This is a genomic window from Nocardioides sp. 1609 (assembly GCF_004522105.1).
Taxonomy (GTDB): Bacteria; Actinomycetota; Actinomycetes; order Propionibacteriales; family Nocardioidaceae; genus Nocardioides.
In genome coordinates this window covers 169,914-187,391 of the sequence record NZ_SPUJ01000002.1, presented here as the reverse complement: position 1 = coordinate 187,391, position 17,478 = coordinate 169,914, and the positions used below count along the sequence as shown (strand labels likewise).

The following is a 17,478-nucleotide window of genomic DNA, read 5'->3' as shown; positions in this document are numbered from 1 at the left end:
GAGACCTCGACCCGCCGTTCACCCCGGTCGCCTCGCGCCCGGGGTGACGGCCCGCTCGACCACCATCGACGAGGGCTCGCGCTCGCTGCGCTCGCGCGACCCCTCGTCAGCTCGAGCGCCTCATGGTCCGGAGACCGACGACCAGGCCGAGGACGGCGACCCCTGCGGCCGCGAGCGCGCCGTACGCGACCGTGTCGGCGGGGACGGTGCCGGCGAACAGGGCACGCTCGGCCTCGATGATGTAGCCGAGCGGGTTGAGGTCGGCGAGGAACCGCAGCCAGCCCGGGGCGCTGTCGTCGATCGGGAGCAGGACGCCGGCGAGCAGCAGGAGCGGGAAGATCAGCGTCTGCTGGACGGTCCAGAACAGCCAGTCCTGGCCCGCGGACACGAGTGCGAGGGCGAACGAGAGGGCGCCGATGCCGACGCTGAAGAGCGCCAGGATCGCGAGCCCGAGCAGCACCCCGCCCGGGTGCAGGTCGAAGCTGAACGGCGTCACGACCGCGACGATCAGCACCGCCTGCGCGAGCATCGGGACGACTTCCTTGAGGGCCCGCCCGACCAGCAGCGACGAGCGCCGCAGCGGGGAGACGAGGAGTCGCTCGTGCGAGCCGGTGTTGATCTCGAGGCTGAGGTTGGAGCCGGTCATCGAGGCGCCCATCAGCGCGGTCATCGCGATGATGCCGGGCACGAACCACTGCAGCGCCGAGCCGCCGAGGCCCTCGTCCGGGAGCAGAGGCGCGAACAGCGCGAGGAAGACGAGCGGCTGCACCATCGCGAACAGCACGGACGCGGGCTCGCGCAGCATCGGCTTGAGCTCGCGCACCATGACGTTCCACGTGTCGGCCAGGAAGCCGGGGGCCACGGCGGCGTCCTGCTGGAGGCTCGCTGTCGCGATCGCCGGGTCGCCGGTTCCGGCGGTGCTTCCGGTCAGGGTGCTCATGCTGCTGCTCCTTCGGTGTGGTCGGCGGCGCCGGTGGTGCCGCCCTGGGTCTCGCGCAGGCTGCGTCCGGTCAGGTTCAGGAACACGTCGTCGAGGGTGGCGCTGGCGACCTCGATCCGCCGGACCGGCGTGCCGGACGACGCCAGCTCGGTGACCAGGTCGGCGGCGAGGTCGCGGCCGTGGGCCACCCGGACGGCGACGTCCGTGCCGTGGGCGCCGACGAGGTCGACGGTGCTGCCGTCGATCCGCGCCGCGCGGGCGGCGGCCGCGGCGGCGTCGTCCGGGGTCGCGAAGCCGAGCGAGACGAGGTCGCCGAGCCCGGCCTTCAGCCGCTGCGCGCTGTCGTCGGCGATGACGACGCCGTGGTCGATGACGATGACGCGGTCGGCGATCGCGTCGGCCTCCTCGAGGTAGTGGGTCGTGAGCACGATCGTGGTGCCGAGCTCGCGGTTGAGCCGCTGCACCTGCTCCTGGAGGTTGACCCGGTTCTGCGGGTCGAGTCCGGTCGACGGCTCGTCGAGGAACATCAGCCGCGGCCGGTGCACGAGCCCGATGGCGACGTCCAGCCGTCGGCGCTGGCCGCCCGACAGCGTCGAGACCGGACGACCGGCGTGGTCGGCGAGGTCGAAGGCCGCCAGCAGCTCGTCGGCGCGGGCGTCGGCCGCGGCCCGGCCCAGGCCGTGGGCCCGGGCCTGGCTGACGACCTCGTCGCGACCGCGCTGCTGGTGCCCGGCGGCGTTGCCCTGCCCGACGTAGCCGATGGAGCGGCGCACGGCGCGCTGCTCGGTGACGACGTCGTACCCGGCAACCCGGGCGGTGCCCGACGTCGGTGCGACGAGCGTGGTGAGCATGCGCAGCGTCGTCGACTTGCCGGCGCCGTTCGGGCCGAGGAACGCGACGAGCTCGCCGTCGGCGACCTCCAGGTCGAGGCCGCGCACGGCCTCCACGGTCTGCTTGTGACGGGTGAAGGTCTTGGTCAGGGCCTGCGTCCGGATGACCGGACCTGCCTGGTGGGGGTGCGGTGGTGTGGTCATGTCGAGCACGCTAGGAGCCATTCAGGTCAGGTACTGACCTCAATGAGAACTATGCTGGGACCATGTCCACCAGCGCCCGGATGCTCTCGCTGCTCTCCCTGCTCCAGACCCACCGGTACTGGCCCGGGGAGGAGCTGGCGAGCCGGCTGGAGGTGAGCGGCCGCACCCTGCGCCGTGACATCGAGCGGCTGCGCGACCTCGGCTACTCCGTCGACGCCTCGCGCGGGGTGGCCGGTGGCTACCAGCTGCGAGCCGGCGGCCAGCTGCCGCCGTTGCTGCTCGAGGACGACGAGGCGGTCGCCATCGCCGCCGGTCTGCGGTCGGCGGCCGCCGGCTCGGTCGGCGGCCTCGAGGAGACCTCGGTCCAAGCCCTCACCAAGGTGGTCGCCCTGATGCCCCCGGCGCTGCGCCGGCGGATGGACGCGCTGGCGACGCAGACCGACACGCCCGGTCCGTGGCGCGAGGGTCCGAGCGTGGACGCCGCGCTGCTGACGACGCTGGCCCAGGCCTGCCGCGACGACGAGCCGCTGGCCTTCGCCTACCAGGCCCGCGGCGCCGACCTCACCCGACGGCGGGTCGAGCCGCACCGGCTGGTCTCCCTGGGCCGCCGCTGGTACCTCGTCGCCTACGACCGCGACCGCCAGGACTGGCGCTCCTTCCGCGTCGACCGGATCACCGACGCCACCGCGACCGGCCAGCGCTTCCGCCCCCGCGACCTGCCCGCCGAGAGCGCCCTGGCCTTCGTCCAGTCCGGCTTCCGCCGCATCCCGCACCGCCACGACGTCCGCGTGCGGGTGGCCGCCCCGGCCCCGCAGGTGGCCGACGCCGTCGGGCAGTGGGGCACCGTGACCGCCGACGGCGACGACGCCTGCCTCCTGGAGATGAACGTGGACGCGCTCGAGTGGCCCGTCATGGTCCTGGCCCGGCTCGCCGTCCCGTTCACCGTCGACTCGCCCCCCGAGCTCCGTGCCGCCTGCTCGTCGGTCGCCGCCCTCTTCTCGGCCGCGTCCGCCTGACCAATCCGGGGTAGTCCCGGACGATCGGCCCCACTTTCGCGCGAGAAATGGGGCCGATCGTCCGGGACTACCCCGGGTCCCGGGTCCCCGGCCCGTCGCGCCTGTGGAGAACGAGACCCGGACGGCGGGGTCGAGGTGCACCCTCGTCGTCATGGTCGAGATCGACAGGTCGCTGCGCCTCATCAGGTTGTCCGCGCGGACCCCGCTGCGGGCCGGTCTCGTGCTCCCGGTGTCGCGAGGTGGTGGGGGACCGACACGACAGCAGGCTCGGGGGAGGAAGTGGCGGCGGACCAGCCACGGGTACTACGTGCCGAGCCACGTCGACGGCAACGACGTCGACCAGCGGATCGTCGAGGCCTCGGCCGTCGTCCCGTGGTGTGGTGCGGTCACGGGGTGGGCCGCCCTCCGGTGGTGCGGTGCGCTCTGGTTCGACGGCGACGACGCGAGCGGCACCCGGCTGCCCGTCGACCTGTGTGTGTCGACCCACGACATCCGCCCCCAGTCCGGGATCGCCGTCAGCGGCGAGGGCCTGGACCCGCGGCTGGTCCGGTGGGTCGACGGCGTCCCGGTCACCGATCCGCGCTTCGCCTCGTCCTTCGTCATGAGGTACCAGGCGACCCGCCGCCGTGCCATGGTCGATCTCGAGAAGGCGATGTTCCACGACCTGGTCTCGCGGGAGGAGATGGCTGTCTTCCTTGCCGGGCAGCGGGGATGGACCGGGATCCAGCAGGCCCGCGACGCCCTCGCCGGCTCCGACGAGAACAGCTGGTCACCGCAGGAGGGCGCGATGCGCGACATCTGGGTCGTCCAGGCCGAGAAACCGCGTCCGACGTGCAACCGGCCGCTCTTCGACCTCGAGGGGCACCACATCGCGACCCCGGACCTCCTCGACCCGGTCCACGGTGTCTTCGGCGACTACGACGGCGAGCTCCACCTCGGCCGCGCCCAGCGTGACACGGACCTGCGTCGCGAGGGCCTCCTGCGGCACCACGACCTCGAGGGAGTCGTCATGACGGCTCCGGACACCCGGGCTCCGGACGCCTTCATCGCTCGGCTGGACGACGCCTACCGCCGGGCTGCGCGCCACTCCGTGGCGGATCGGACCTGGACGGTCGAGCAACCCGGGTGGTGGACCCCGACCGACACCGTGGCCCGGCGCCGCGCGCTCAGCGAGGACCAGCGCCTTCGCCTGCTCCGGCACCGGCGGGGATGAGATCGGCCCGGAGCGGGGGTAGTCCCGGACGATCGGCCCCACGTCAGCGCGAAAAATGGGGCCGATCGTCCGGGACTACCTCGAGACGGGCGTCCGCCCCCGCCGGGCTGGCGACGGCGGCGTCAGGCGCGGAGGGCCGCGGCCTCGACGAGGGAGGGGCCGTACCAGGTGATCAGCCGACCGGAGACGAGCTCGGTCGGCGTCCGGGTGAAGGCCTCCGGGCCGTCGTCGGCGGTGAACACGTAGGGCTCGTCGGGCAGCAGGACGACGTCGGCGCCGGCGGCGTCGAGGTCGGCGAGGTCGACGGCGGGGTAGCGGCCGGTCGCCGCGCGGGACGACGCGGGGTCGGCGTACACGTTCGCCCAGCCGAGCCGGCGGAGCAGGTCGGTGGTGAACGTCGGGGCGCCGACCACCATCCACGGGTCCCGCCAGATGGGGACGGCGACGGTGCGGGTGACCGGGGGCAGCGGGCCGCACCACAGCTCGCGCGACTCGGCGAGCCAGGAAGGCGTCGTCCAGCCGAGGGCGGCGAGCAGCCGCTCCATCGACGCGACCGCCTGCGGGACCGTCTCGATGTCGGTCACCCAGACGACGACCCCGGACTCCCGCAGGCGTCGTACGTCGAGCTCGCGGTTCTCCTCCTTGTTGGTGACCACGACGTCGGGCGCCAGCGCGCGGATCGCCGCCAGGTCCGGGTTCTTGGTGCCGCGGACCCGCGTGACGTCGAGGTCCCCGGGATGGGTGCACCAGTCGGTCGCGCCGACCACGGCGTCCGGCTCGACCGAGACCAGGGCCTCGGTCAGCGACGGCACCAGGGAGACGACGCGGCGGGCGATCCCGGTCAGCGGGACGACGGCGCCGAGGTCGTCGACGCTCACATCACCTCGTCGTCGACCTGGATGTCGAAGCCGACGTCGGTGCCGTCGACCTCGGTGACCGTGACCGTCACCCCGACCTCGTCCGCGCCGGCGGTGAGCACGCACTCCATCGTCTCGTCGACCTCGCCCTTCAGGTCACCCGGGCAGTCGACGGCGTCCGGCGCCTGGCCGACCTGCGCCTCGAGCTCCTCGCTGATCTTGGCCTCGACGTCGGCCTGGTCGACGCTCGGCGTGCCGGAGCCGACCGACACCTCGCCCGAGCAGCCCGCGAGGACGAGGGCGGCCGCCCCCACGAGGAGGGACGGACGCAGCAGGGCACGGTGACGCCGGGCGGAGGTCATGCGCCCACCGTAGGGCCCGTGGTGGCCGTCCGTGCGCCTACTCGTGAAGGCGTCGCGTGTCGGGGCGGTCCCGTCCGGTCCGGTCCGGTTCACCGGCCCACCCGGGTTTCGCGACGCGTCGCTCGTCCGTCGCTGCGCTCCGGCCGCTCCGCGCTCAGACGTTGCGCCGGTACTGGCCGCCGACCTCGAAGAAGGCGTCGGTGACCTGGCCGAGGGTGCAGACGCGGGCGGCGTCCATCAGGACGGCGAACACGTTCTCGTCGGTGGTCGCGGCCTCCTTGAGGCGGGCCAGCGCGGCGGCGGCCTCCTGGGTGTGGGCCTCCTGGAAGGAGCGGACGCCGTCGAGCTGCGACTGCTTCTCGGTGTCGGTGGCGCGGGCCAGCTCGACGTGGGTCGGGGTGCCGCCGTCGCCGGCCGGCTTGCGGAAGGTGTTGACGCCGACGATTGGGAGCGAGCCGTCGTGCTTGCGGTGCTCGTAGAGCATCGACTCGTCCTGGATCCGGCCGCGCTGGTAGCCGGTCTCCATCGCGCCGAGCACGCCGCCGCGCTCGTTGATCGCGTCGAACTCCTTCAGCACCGCGGCCTCCACGAGGTCGGTGAGCTCCTCGATGATGAACGAGCCCTGCAGCGGGTTCTCGTTCATGGCCATCCCCCACTCGCGGTTGATGATCAGCTGGATCGCGAGCGCGCGGCGCACCGACTCCTCCGACGGCGTCGTCACGGCCTCGTCGTAGGCGTTGGTGTGCAGCGAGTTGGCGTTGTCGTAGATCGCGATCAGCGCCTGCAGCGTGGTGCGGATGTCGTTGAAGTCCATCTCCTGCGCGTGCAGCGAGCGGCCCGAGGTCTGCACGTGGTACTTCAGCTTCTGCGAGCGGTCGTTGGCGCCGTACTTGTCACGCATCGCGACGGCCCAGATGCGGCGCGCGACGCGGCCGATCACGGAGTACTCCGGGTCCATGCCGTTGGAGAAGAAGAACGACAGGTTGGGCGCGAAGTCGTCGATGTCGAGGCCGCGAGCGAGGTAGGACTCGACGTAGGTGAAGCCGTTGGCCAGGGTGAAGGCGAGCTGGCTGATGGGGTTCGCCCCGGCCTCGGCGATGTGGTAGCCGGAGATCGAGACCGAGTAGAAGTTGCGCACCTTGTTCTGGATGAACCACTCCTGGATGTCGGCCATCATCCGCAACGAGAACTCGGTGGAGAACAGGCAGGTGTTCTGGCCCTGGTCCTCCTTGAGGATGTCGGCCTGCACGGTGCCGCGGACGTTCGCGACGGCGTGCGCGGCGAGCATCGCGCGCTCCTCCTCGGACGGCTCGCGGCTCTCGCGCTCCCGGAACGCGTCGACCTGCTGGTCGATCACGGTGTTGAGGAAGAACGCCAGCACGGTCGGGGCCGGGCCGTTGATCGTCATCGAGACGCTCGTGGACGGCGCCACCAGGTCGAAGCCGCCGTAGAGCACCTTCATGTCGTCGAGCGTCGCGACGCTGACGCCGGACGTGCCGACCTTGCCGTAGATGTCGGGCCGCTCGTCGGGGTCGCGCCCGTAGAGCGTCACCGAGTCGAACGCCGTCGAGAGTCGCTTCGCGTCGCCGTCGGCGCTGAGGATCTTGAAGCGGCGGTTGGTGCGCGCGGGGTCGCCCTCGCCGGCGAACATCCGGGCGGGGTCCTCGCCGTCGCGCTTGAACTGGAACACGCCGGCCGTGTAGGGGAACAGGCCCGGCAGGTTCTCCCGGCGCCAGAACCGCACCAGCTCGCCGTGGTCGGTGTACGTCGGCAGCGCGACCCGGCGGATCTTGTTGCCCGAGAGCGACTCCCGCACCAGCTGGGTGTGGATCTCCTTGTCGCGGACGACGACGACCTGCTCGTCGCCGGAGTAGGCCTCGACCACCGAGGACCAGCCGTCGATCTGGTCGCGCACCTCGCGGGGCAGGGCCTCGCGCGCCGACTCGAGCAGCCGGTCGACCTCCTCGCGGTCGCTCAGCTCCTCGGCCACCGCGGCCAGGCGCTGCACCCGGCGGGCCGCCTCGGCCAGCTCGTCGGTGCGCCGGTGGTAGCCGCGCACGGTCTCGGTGATCTCGGAGAGGTACCGGATCCTCTCGCCCGGGATGACCTGCTTGATCGCGGACGACGTCTTGGTGTCGACGACCGCGAGGGTGCCGTCGGCGACCGGCAGGCCCTGCTCGGCCAGGAGACCGCGCAGGTGCTGGTAGAGCGAGGTGACGCCGTCGTCGTTGAACCGCGCGGCCGAGGTGCCGTAGACCGGCATGTCGGCGGGCTGCTGGCCGAAGGCCTCGCGGTTGCGGACCAGCTGGCGGCCGACGTCGCGCAGGGCGTCGGCGGCGCCGCGGCGCTCGAACTTGTTGATCGCCACGACGTCGGCGAAGTCGAGCATGTCGATCTTCTCCAGCTGCGAGGCGGCGCCGAACTCCGGCGTCATGACGTACATCGAGGTGTCGACGAACGGCACGATGGCGGCGTCGCCCTGACCGATGCCGGGGGTCTCGACGACGACGAGGTCGAAGCCGGCGGCCTTGAGGACGTCGATGACGTCGGGCAGGTGGTCGGGCAGCTCGTGCGCGCCCCGGGTGGCGAGGGAGCGGAAGTAGACGCGGTCGCCGTCGAGGGAGTTCATCCGGATCCGGTCGCCGAGCAGTGCTCCGCCGCCCTTGCGCCGGGTCGGGTCGATGGCGACGACGGCCACCCGCAGCTTGTCCTGCTGGTCGACGCGGAAGCGGCGCACGAGCTCGTCGGTGAGCGACGACTTGCCCGAGCCGCCGGTGCCGGTGATGCCGAGCACGGGCGCGGGGTGTCGGGCCGCGGCGGCGCGGACGGCGTCCAGCACCTCGCCGTCGAGGCGGCCGAGCTCGGCGCCGGTGATCGCCCGGGCCACGGCGAACCGGTCGCCGCTGAGCACCTGCTCGGCGGTGACCTGCTTGGTCTCCCAGAGGTCGCTGTCGCAGTCGGCGACGACGGAGTTGATCATCCCGACCAGGCCCATCCGCTGGCCGTCCTCGGGGGAGAAGATGGTCACGCCCGAGGCGCGCAGCCGCTGGATCTCGTCGTGGACGATGACGCCGCCGCCGCCACCGACGACCTTCACGTGGTCGGCGCCCTGGGCGCGCAGCGACTCCACGAGGTACTCGAAGTACTCGATGTGCCCGCCCTGGTACGACGAGACCGCGACGCCCTGGACGTCCTCCTCGAGCGCGGCGTCGACGACCTCCTGCACGGAGCGGTTGTGGCCGAGGTGGATCACCTCGCACCCCTGGCTCTGGAAGATCCGCCGCATGATGTTGATCGAGGCGTCGTGGCCGTCGAAGAGGCTGCTGGCGGTGACGAGCCGGACGGGGTTCTGCGGCACGTGAAGAGCGGGGCGGTCGGGCACGGTGGCTCCCAGGAGGCGGCGCGGCGGGGCGAACTGGTAGGACGCCACACCAGATTACTAGGAAGTCCTACCAGTTACCAGACGTCGACCGGGACCGGACGACCCCGTGCGCCCCCGGTCCTCCTACGCCGGGGCGGTGCCGGTCACGAACGGCAGCGCCTCACCGAAGGCGCAGACTGTGAACGGGGCGACCGCGCGTCCGGGCCCCTCCTCGTCGACGTGCTCCGGCGCGCGCATCGAGAGCAGCACGTTCATCAGCATCCCCTGGGCGACGAAGTCGCGGATCCGCTCCTCGCTGCCGCCGGCGTCGCGCAGCATCGCCACGACCGCGCCCATGCACGCGCGGCTGCTCTCGGCGATCTGGTCGATCCCCCCGGCCGCGAACCCGTGCATCATCACCATGAGCAGGTCGCGGTCGGCCATTAGGTCGGTGTAGGCCAGTCCGAGCCGCCCCCAGTCGTCGTCGCTGTCGGGGTCGAAGGGCGCGGCGGTGAGGACGTCGGAGAAGGCGCGGCCGATCCGCTCCATCGAGCGCTCGAAGACCTCGAGGAAGAGCTCGAGCTTGGTCCCGAAGATGCGGACGACGTAGGGCTGCGACACCCCGGCCTGCTTGGCGACGGCGTCGGTGCTGGTGCCGTGGTAGCCGCCGAGCGCGAACGAGCGGGTGGCGGCGTCGAGGACCAGCTCGCGGCGGTCCTCGGCGCTCATCCGGGGGACGGGGGCGCTGGATCTCGTCGTCACGCTTGACAGGTTATCAGTTGATTACCTAACGTCCGGTCGTAAGTAATCATTCAATGCCTTCTACGGATGCGGAGTCCGACATGACCGCCCTCGACACCACCTCGGAGCAGCGGGACCCCGCTGCCGGCCCGCCGGATCGCCACTCCCGGGTCCCGGTGTGGCTCGCGATCGTGGCGGCCTCGCTGCCGATGTTCATGGCCACCCTGGACAACCTGGTGATGACCAGCGCACTCCCGGTCGTCCGGGCCGACCTCGACGCGAGCGTCGGGCAGCTGTCGTGGTTCCTCAACGCCTACACCCTGACCTTCGCGACCTTCATGCTCCCGGCCGCGACCCTCGGTGACCGCCTCGGTCGGCGCCGGGTGATGCTCGTCGGCATCGCGGTGTTCACGCTGGCCTCGATCGCGGCCGCGCTGAGCGGCTCGGCGGAGGCGCTGATCGCTGCCCGTGCCGTCCAGGGCCTCGGTGCCGCGGCGATCATGCCGCTGTCGCTGACCCTGCTCGCCTCCTCGGTGTCGGCGGCCATGCGTCCGGTCGCGATCGGGGTGTGGGGCGGGGTCTCGGGGCTCGGTGTCGCCCTCGGCCCGGTCGTCGGCGGCGCCGTCGTCGAGGGGATCAGCTGGCAGGCGATCTTCTGGCTCAACGTGCCGGTCGCCCTGGTCGCGGTCCCGCTGCTCGTGCTGGCCGTCCGCGACTCGCGCGGCGCCTGGCAGCGCCTCGACCCGGTCGGCACCCTGCTGATCGGCTCCGCGGTCCTCGCCGGTGTGTGGGGCACCGTGCACGGCAACGACGACGGCTGGGGCTCGGTCGGCGTGCTGGGTCCGTTGCTGCTGGCCGTCATCCTGGTCCCGGCGTACGTCGTCTGGGCCCGCGGTCGCTCGTACGCCGTGCTCCCGCTGCGGCTCTTCGCCTCCCGTGGCTTCTCGGTGGCCAACGTGATCGGCCTGACGTTCACGATGGGGATGTTCGGCGCGGTCTTCCTGCTCTCGCAGTACCTCCAGGTCGTGCAGGGCTACAGCCCGCTCGAGGCCGGCCTGCGCACGCTCCCGTGGACCGCCGCCCCGATGGTGGTCGCGCCGATCGCCGGCGCCCTGGCCGCCCGCACCGGGCTGCGGTCGCTGCTGCTGGTGGGGCTTATCCTGCAGACCACGGCGCTGGTGTGGTTCGCGGTGGTCACCGAGAGCGGCGCCGACTACGGCGCGTTCCTCGTCCCGCTCGCCCTGGCCGGGGTCGGGATGGGCCTGACCTTCGCCCCGAGCGCAACCATGGTGCTGGACGGACTGCCCGACGACGACTTCGCGATGGCCAGCTCGGCGAACTCCACGATCCGCGAGTTCGGGGTCGCGCTCGGGATCGCGCTGCTGACCGCGGTCTTCCTCGGCAACGGCGGCCAGATCAGCCCCACCGGGTACGACGGCGCGGTCGGCCCCGCCCTGCTCACCGGTGCCGCCGCCGTCGGCATCGCCGCGGTCGCGGCGCTGCTCGCCCCGCGTCGGGCCCGCTGACCGGGCTCAGGCGCGGGTGGACTCGCGGGCGACCAGCTCGGGGGTGAACACCACCTGCTGGTGCCGGTGGTCGGGGTCGGTCGCCTCGGCGATCGCCAGGCCGGCCGCGGCGCGGCCGAGCTCGGTGCGGGGCTGGCGCACCGAGGTGAGGGGCACCGCGGCCGCGGCCGCGAACTGGATGTCGTCGTAGCCCACGATCGCCAGGTGCTCCGGCACGCGGACCCCGCTCCCGATCGCGTGCTGGAGCAGGCCGAGGGCGGTCATGTCGTTCGCGCAGAACGCCGCCGTGGGGCGGCGCGACGCCGGCAGGCCGGCCAGCCGCTCGCCGGCCTGCCGGCCCGCCTCGACGTCGAGCGTGGGGGTGATGACGGCGAGCAGGGCGTCGTCGGGGAGTCCCGCGTCGGCCCAGGCCGCCCGGGCGCCCTCGAGGCGGTCGCGCACCTGGCCCAGGCTCGTCGGCCCGCCGACGAAGGCGACCCGGGTGTGCCCGCGGTCGATGAGGTGCTCGAGGGCGAGCCGCCCGCCGAGGACGTCGTCGACGGCGACCGAGCAGAAGGTCGCGTCGTCGCGCGTGCGGTCGACGATCACCACCGGCGTGCCCCGGTCGCGCACGGCGTCGAGGGTGGGGGAGTCGGGGTCGACCGGCGTGACGAGCAGGCCCTGGACCCGCTGCTGCTGGAACAGGTCGAGGTGCGCCGCCTCGCGGTCGGCGCGCTGGGCGCTGTTGCACAGCACCAGCGAGAGCCCCTCGTCCTCGGCCGCGGTCTCCATGCCCTGGGCGACGTCGGTGAAGAACGGGTTGCCGGCGTCGAGGACGACGTAGGCGAGCGTGCGGGACGTGCCGGCACGGAGCTGGCGCGCGGACTCGTTGCGCACGAACCCGAGCGCGGCCATCGCCTGCTCGACCTTGGCACGGGTGGGCGCACTGACCCGGTCGGGTCGGTTGAGGACGTTGGAGACCGTGCCGAGCGACACTCCGGCCGTGGCGGCGACGTCCTTGACCGACGCCGAGCGCGCTACGCCGTTGACCGCCATGTGATGCCCTGTCCGCCGAGTAAGTGAAACGTACGACTCACCCTACGTGTCGGTGCGGTGTCGGAGGTGTCAACGCCGCGCAACGAAAAACATTGCGCAAACGCTTGCGTTCTGTGATGGCAGTCACCTACCGTTCCCTTCGTGAATGAAACCTTTCAATCGCCGGCGGTGGTGCTGGAGCTCGCCGACGTCCGCAAGTCGTTCGGTGCGGTCCAGGCGCTGCGCTCCGGCAGCCTGCGCGTCGAGGCCGGCTCGATCCACGCGCTGATCGGTGAGAACGGCGCGGGCAAGTCGACGCTCGTCAAGATCGTCGCGGGCGTGCACCGCCGCGACGGCGGCACGTTCCGGTTCCGCGGCGACGACGTCGACTTCGGCTCGACCGCCGACTCCAAGGGGTCCGGCATCGCGGTGATCTACCAGGAGCCCACCCTCTTCCCGGACCTGTCGGTCACCGAGAACGTCTTCATGGGCCGGATGCCGCTCGGCGCCGGCCGCCGCGTCGACCGCGCCGCCATGCACACCGAGGTCGAGGGCCTCTTCCAGCGGCTCGGCGTCCACATCGACCCGCGGCGCCCGGCGCGCGGGCTCTCGATCGCCGACCAGCAGATCATCGAGATCGCCAAGGCCATCTCGCTCGACGCCGCGCTCCTCGTCATGGACGAGCCGACCGCCGCCCTGAGCGGGGTGGAGGTCGACCGGCTCTTCGCCGTGGCCCGCTCGCTGCGCGACGAGGGCCGCGCCCTGGTCTTCATCTCCCACCGCTTCGACGAGGTCTTCGACCTCTGCGACACCGTCACCGTGATGCGTGACGGCGCCTACATCGGCACCCACCAGATCGCCGAGACCACCGTCCCGGCCCTGGTCGCGGAGATGGTCGGTCGCGAGGTCGCCGACCTCTTCCCGAAGACCGAGGCCGCGATCGGCGACGTCGTGCTGTCGGTCGAGGGCCTCACCTCCGCCGGCGTCTTCCGCGACGTGTCCTTCGACGTCCGCGCCGGCGAGATCGTCGCGCTGGCCGGCCTGGTCGGTGCCGGACGCAGCGAGATCGCCCGGGCCGTCTTCGGCATCGACCGCTACGACCGCGGGACCGTCCGGCTCGACGGCGCGAACGTCCGTCCCGGTCGTCCCACCGTCGCGATCAGGGCCGGCATGGCGTTCGTCCCCGAGGACCGCCGCCAGCAGGGCCTGGTCGTCGACTCCTCCGTGGCCCACAACGTCGCCGGCGTCATCCGCACCCGGCTCTCGAGGCTCGGCCTGATCAGCACCGCCGCCGAGAACAAGGCCGTGCGACCGTGGGCCTCGCGCCTGGAGGTCAAGACCAACGCGCTCGACATGCCCGCCACCACCATGAGCGGCGGCAACCAGCAGAAGGTCGTCATCGCCAAGTGGCTGGCCACCGAGCCGCGGCTGCTGATCATCGACGAGCCGACCCGAGGCATCGACGTCGGCACCAAGTCCGAGGTGCACCGGCTGCTCTCCGAGCTCGCCGGCCAGGGCCTCGCCGTCCTGATGATCTCCAGCGAGCTGCCCGAGGTGCTCGGCATGGCCGACCGCGTCCTCGTGGTCTGCGAGGGGCGGATCACCGCCGAGCTCGACCGCTCCGAGGCGACCCCCGAGACCGTGATGGCCGCGGCCACCGGCACGACGCCCGACCGGATCCACCTCGAGCACGACACCGAGATGGTCCAGGAAGTGACTGCATGAGCACCCTCGAGAAGACCCCGTCGGCCGGACCGGGGTCGGCGCCCCGCCGGGGCCCCGACCTGGCCAAGGTGACCGGCGACCTGCTCCGCTCGCGCGAGCTCGCCGTCCTCGTGGTCCTGCTGCTCCTCGTCGTCGTGGCGACGGTCAAGAGCGACGGGTTCCTGAGCGGCGACAGCTGGCGCGACCTGCTGCTGACGCCGAGCATCCTGCTCCTGCTCGCGGCCGGCCAGATGCTGGTGATCATCACCCGCAACGTCGACCTCTCGGTCGGCTCCACGCTCGGGATCACCGCCTACGCCGCCGGCGACCTGATGTCGTCGGGGAGCTCGCCCTGGGTCGCCGCGCTCGGCGCGGTCGCGCTGGGTGCGCTGCTCGGTGCGGTCAACGGGGTCATCATCGCCTTCGGCCGGGTCCCGGCGCTGGTCATCACGCTCGGCACGATGCTCGCCTTCCGCGGGATCCTGCTGCACTGGGCCGGCAGCGACCGGGTCAACGCGGGCGAGATGGACCCCGGGTTCCTCGACCTCGGCACCGCGCAGGTGCTCACCATCCCCGTCCTGACGATCATCTCGCTCGTCGTCGTGGTCGCCGTCGGCTACTACCTGCGGACCTCGCGCGGCGGCCGTGAGCTCTACGCCATCGGGTCCGACCCCGACGCCGCCGCGCTCTTCGGGCTGCCGATCCGGCGCCGGGTCCTGGGCGCCTTCATCGCCTCGGGCGCGCTGGCCGGGCTGGCCGGCGTCTTCTGGGCCACCCGCTACGGCGGGGTGTCCTCCAACGCCGGCGAGGGCATCGAGCTGCAGGCCGTCGCGGCCGCCGTCATCGGCGGCGTGGCGATCTTCGGTGGCAGCGGATCGGTGTGGGGTGCCGCGATCGGCGCCTTCCTCCTCGTCACCATCGACCGGGTGCTGCCGATCCTCGGCGTCCCGGACTTCTACCAGCAGGCCGTCGTCGGCGCCCTGATCATCGGGGCGATCGTGCTCGACCGGGTCCTCGCCTCCCGGGCCGAACGCCGGCTCGCCGTGGAACGTGAGGTCGCACCATGAACACCCCTCGATGTTCTTCGCCTCCCCCGCTTCGCTCCTCCGCCGAACAACACCGAGGGGACCCCGCATGAGCACGCCAACCATCGACCGTGCGGTCGACGAGCGCACCTACGCCTCCTACGCCCGCCCGCTGCTGTGGCGCCTGGTCGCCACCCGCGAGTTCGCGGTGTTCGCGCTCCTCGCCATCGTCTACGTCTACGCCCGCGGCTCGATCGTCGGCTTCGACGGTCCGCTGACGATCTACTTCCTGTTCCTCGAGTCGGCGCCGATCATGCTGCTGGCCCTGCCGATGACCCTCATCATCATCACCGGCGAGATCGACCTGTCGGTGGCCAGCACGATGGCGCTCACCGGGGCCATGCTCGGCATCGCCTACACGAAGTGGGACCTGCCGTTCCTCGCCGCGGTCGGCGTCGCGATCGTGGTCGGCCTGCTGTGCGGGCTGGTCAACGGCTTCCTGGTCGCCTACCTCAAGCTGCCCTCCCTGGCCGTCACGGTCGGCACGCTCGCGCTGTTCCGTGGTCTCGCCGAGGGCTTCCTCGGCACCGAGTCGATCAGCGGGTTCCCCGAGCGGTGGACCGACCTGCTCAAGGACCGGATCGGCGGCGACTCCAGCTACCCGTTGTTCGTGATCCCCCTGGCCGTCCTCGCGATCGCCTTCGGCGTGCTCCTGCACTTCACGACCTTCGGCCGCGGCGTCTACGAGATCGGGCTGAACGACGAGGCGGCCCGGTTCACCGGGGTCGACATCGCCCGCACCAAGCTGATCCTCTTCATGCTGGCCGGCGGCGTGGCCGCGCTCGCCGGCATCTACCAGTCGCTCTACACCGTCGCCCGCGGCGACTCGGCGGTGAACCTGGAGCTGCAGGTGATCGCGGCCGTGCTGCTCGGCGGCGTGTCGATCTTCGGCGGCCGCGGCAGCCTGCCCGGCGTCCTCGCCGGCGTGCTCCTCATCGCGGTCATCAACTCCGCGATGCGTCTCGACGGCGTCCGCGGCGAGGTGACCGAGATCGTCATCGGCTGCCTCCTGGTCGCCTCGGTGATCGCCCCCACGCTCCTGACCTGGATCTCCGGGCTCGTCCCGGGTCGGGTTCCACGGCCGGCGGCCCCGCCGTCGGTCGGCACCACCCCCGAGCCTCCCGCCTCCGGCGGATCGTCGCTCAAGTCGTAACCACCACCTCGAAAGGCAATGACGCTCATGAAGATCAAGAAGAGGCGGCTCTCCGCCCTGGCCGTGCTCGCCCTGACGGCCTCCGTGGCCCTCACGGCGTGTGGCAGCGACGACGGCGGCGACGACGGTGACGACGGCGGCAGCGGCGGTGGCGGCGGTGGCGGCAGCAGCTCCATCACGATGATCCCCAAGTCGCTCGGCAACCCCTACTTCGAGGCCAGCACCGCGGGCTCGCAGCGCGCGGCCGAGGAGTTCGGCGGCCAGGTCGACGAGGTCGGCCCGACCGGTGACGCCGGCCCCGACTCGCAGGTCCCGTTCATCCAGACCGCCACCCAGCAGGGCGTCGGCGCCCTCGTCGTGTCGGCCAACGACCCGACCGCGCTGTGCGACTCGATCGAGCAGGCCCAGGACGTCGACATCAAGGTCGTCACCTTCGACTCCGACACCGAGTGCCGCGACCTGTTCGTGAGCCAGGCCGACGCGCAGGGCATCGCCACCAAGCAGATCGAGCTCATCGCCGACCAGATCGGCGGCGCGGGTGACATCGCGATCCTCTCCGCGGCGGCCAACGCCACCAACCAGAACGAGTGGATCGGGCTGATGGAGGAGGACCTCGAGGCCAACTACCCCGACATCAACCTCGTCGACACCGTCTACGGTGACGACGACGACCAGAAGTCGTTCGACGAGACCGCCGCGCTGCTGCGCGCCAACCCGGACCTCAAGGGCATCGTCTCGCCGACCACCGTCGGCATCGCCGCCGCGGCGCGCTACCTGTCGACCTCGGAGTTCAAGGGCAAGGTCGCGCTGACCGGCCTCGGCGCCCCGAGCCAGATGAAGACCTTCATCGACGACGGCACCGTCACCGCGTTCGCGCTGTGGAACCCGGACGACCTCGGCTACCTCGCCGCGTTCGCCGCCGACGCACTCGTCAAGGGCGACATCTCCGGCGAGGAGGGCGACACCTTCACCGCCGGTGACCTCGGCGACTACACCGTCGGCGCCGACGGCGTCGTCGTCCTCGGGGACCCGTACGTCTTCGACTCCTCGAACATCGACGAGTTCGACTTCTGATCCACCCCGATCACCCCTGATCGACCCACCCACGCAGGAACAGGGAGCCATCTCGTGACGCGCTACTGCTTCACCCTCCAGGTCCGCCCGGAGCGCCAGCAGGAGTACGCCGAGCGTCACGCTGCCGTCTGGCCGGACATGCTCGCCGCGCTCGCGGCGACCGGCTGGCGCAACTACTCCCTGTTCCTGCGTGAGGACGGCCTCCTCGTCGGGTTCGTCGAGTCCGACGACCTCGCCGCCGCGCAGGCGGCGATGGCCCGCACCGAGGTCAACGCCCGGTGGCAGGCCGAGATGGCCCCGTTCTTCAGCGACCTCGACACCGCCCCCGACGAGGGGTTCGTCCAGCTCCGCGAGGTGTTCCACCTCGAGGACCAGCTCACCACCACCGAAAGCTGATC

The 17,478-nt window shown here is 72.0% G+C and carries 15 protein-coding genes; 8 read left to right on the top strand and 7 right to left on the bottom strand.

Annotated elements, in window-relative coordinates:
* Positions 1–106: 106 nt before the first annotated feature.
* Positions 107–940 carry an ABC transporter permease gene (locus E4623_RS05885; protein WP_134765603.1) on the bottom strand — a complete coding sequence of 278 codons (834 nt, stop codon included), beginning with the start codon at positions 938–940 and terminating at the stop codon, positions 107–109.
* On the bottom strand, positions 937–1,974 hold the full coding sequence (locus E4623_RS05880; protein WP_134765602.1) for an ABC transporter ATP-binding protein: 1,038 nt from the start codon (positions 1,972–1,974) through the stop codon (positions 937–939). Before E4623_RS05880 ends, E4623_RS05885 begins: the two co-directional genes overlap by 4 nt.
* A gap of 62 nt (positions 1,975–2,036) precedes the next feature.
* Here E4623_RS05880 and E4623_RS05875 point away from each other — a divergent pair, with 62 nt between their 5' ends.
* Together E4623_RS05875 and E4623_RS05870 are read left to right on the top strand one after the other, a co-directional pair.
* Positions 2,037–2,990 carry a YafY family protein gene (locus tag E4623_RS05875; RefSeq protein ID WP_134765601.1) on the top strand — a complete coding sequence of 318 codons (954 nt, stop codon included), beginning with the start codon at positions 2,037–2,039 and terminating at the stop codon, positions 2,988–2,990.
* 307 nt (positions 2,991–3,297) lie between these two features.
* A complete protein-coding gene (locus E4623_RS05870) occupies positions 3,298–4,203 on the top strand; it encodes a hypothetical protein (protein ID WP_134765600.1) in 906 nt (301 codons plus the stop codon).
* A gap of 122 nt (positions 4,204–4,325) precedes the next feature.
* Here E4623_RS05870 and E4623_RS05865 read toward each other — a convergent pair whose 3' ends face one another.
* The 4 genes from E4623_RS05865 to E4623_RS05850 all read right to left on the bottom strand — a co-directional run bounded on the left by E4623_RS05865 (position 4,326) and on the right by E4623_RS05850 (position 9,545).
* Entirely contained in the window at positions 4,326–5,081 is a 756-nt protein-coding gene (locus E4623_RS05865; protein ID WP_134765599.1) for a helical backbone metal receptor, read from the bottom strand.
* Positions 5,078–5,422 (bottom strand): DUF4333 domain-containing protein, encoded by a 345-nt coding sequence (locus tag E4623_RS05860; RefSeq protein WP_134765598.1) that lies wholly within the window; start codon positions 5,420–5,422, stop codon positions 5,078–5,080. Before E4623_RS05860 ends, E4623_RS05865 begins: the two co-directional genes overlap by 4 nt.
* 154 nt (positions 5,423–5,576) lie before the next feature.
* On the bottom strand, positions 5,577–8,804 hold the full coding sequence (icmF, locus tag E4623_RS05855) for a fused isobutyryl-CoA mutase/GTPase IcmF (RefSeq protein WP_134765700.1): 3,228 nt from the start codon (positions 8,802–8,804) through the stop codon (positions 5,577–5,579).
* Positions 8,805–8,927: 123 nt separating this feature from the next.
* Positions 8,928–9,545: a TetR/AcrR family transcriptional regulator gene (locus E4623_RS05850; RefSeq protein ID WP_245154926.1), complete on the bottom strand. Its 618-nt coding sequence runs from the start codon at positions 9,543–9,545 to the stop codon at positions 8,928–8,930.
* A gap of 80 nt (positions 9,546–9,625) precedes the next feature.
* Between E4623_RS05850 and E4623_RS05845 the strand changes: the two genes are divergently transcribed.
* Positions 9,626–11,050, top strand: a complete 1,425-nt coding sequence (locus E4623_RS05845; protein WP_134765597.1) for a DHA2 family efflux MFS transporter permease subunit — start codon at positions 9,626–9,628, stop codon at positions 11,048–11,050.
* A gap of 6 nt (positions 11,051–11,056) precedes the next feature.
* On the opposite strand, the gene E4623_RS05840 is transcribed toward E4623_RS05845, so the two are convergent.
* Complete coding sequence (locus E4623_RS05840; protein ID WP_134765596.1) at positions 11,057–12,085, bottom strand: LacI family DNA-binding transcriptional regulator; 1,029 nt, start codon at positions 12,083–12,085, stop codon at positions 11,057–11,059.
* A 141-nt stretch (positions 12,086–12,226) separates the two neighbouring features.
* On the opposite strand from E4623_RS05840, the gene E4623_RS05835 reads away from it, so the two are divergent.
* From E4623_RS05835 to E4623_RS05815, 5 genes are all read left to right on the top strand, one after another.
* On the top strand, positions 12,227–13,789 hold the full coding sequence (locus tag E4623_RS05835) for a sugar ABC transporter ATP-binding protein (RefSeq protein WP_134765595.1): 1,563 nt from the start codon (positions 12,227–12,229) through the stop codon (positions 13,787–13,789).
* The gene (locus E4623_RS05830) at positions 13,786–14,835 is read left to right on the top strand and encodes an ABC transporter permease (RefSeq protein WP_134765594.1); all 1,050 of its coding nucleotides are present in this window, start codon (positions 13,786–13,788) and stop codon (positions 14,833–14,835) included. Before E4623_RS05835 ends, E4623_RS05830 begins: the two co-directional genes overlap by 4 nt.
* A gap of 67 nt (positions 14,836–14,902) precedes the next feature.
* Positions 14,903–16,006: an ABC transporter permease gene (locus E4623_RS05825; protein WP_134765593.1), complete on the top strand. Its 1,104-nt coding sequence runs from the start codon at positions 14,903–14,905 to the stop codon at positions 16,004–16,006.
* Between the two features lie 27 nt (positions 16,007–16,033).
* The gene (gene rhaS, locus E4623_RS05820; protein WP_134765592.1) at positions 16,034–17,080 is read left to right on the top strand and encodes a rhamnose ABC transporter substrate-binding protein; all 1,047 of its coding nucleotides are present in this window, start codon (positions 16,034–16,036) and stop codon (positions 17,078–17,080) included.
* A gap of 54 nt (positions 17,081–17,134) precedes the next feature.
* Entirely contained in the window at positions 17,135–17,476 is a 342-nt protein-coding gene (locus tag E4623_RS05815; protein ID WP_134765591.1) for an L-rhamnose mutarotase, read from the top strand.
* The last annotated feature ends 2 nt before the right edge of the window (positions 17,477–17,478 follow it).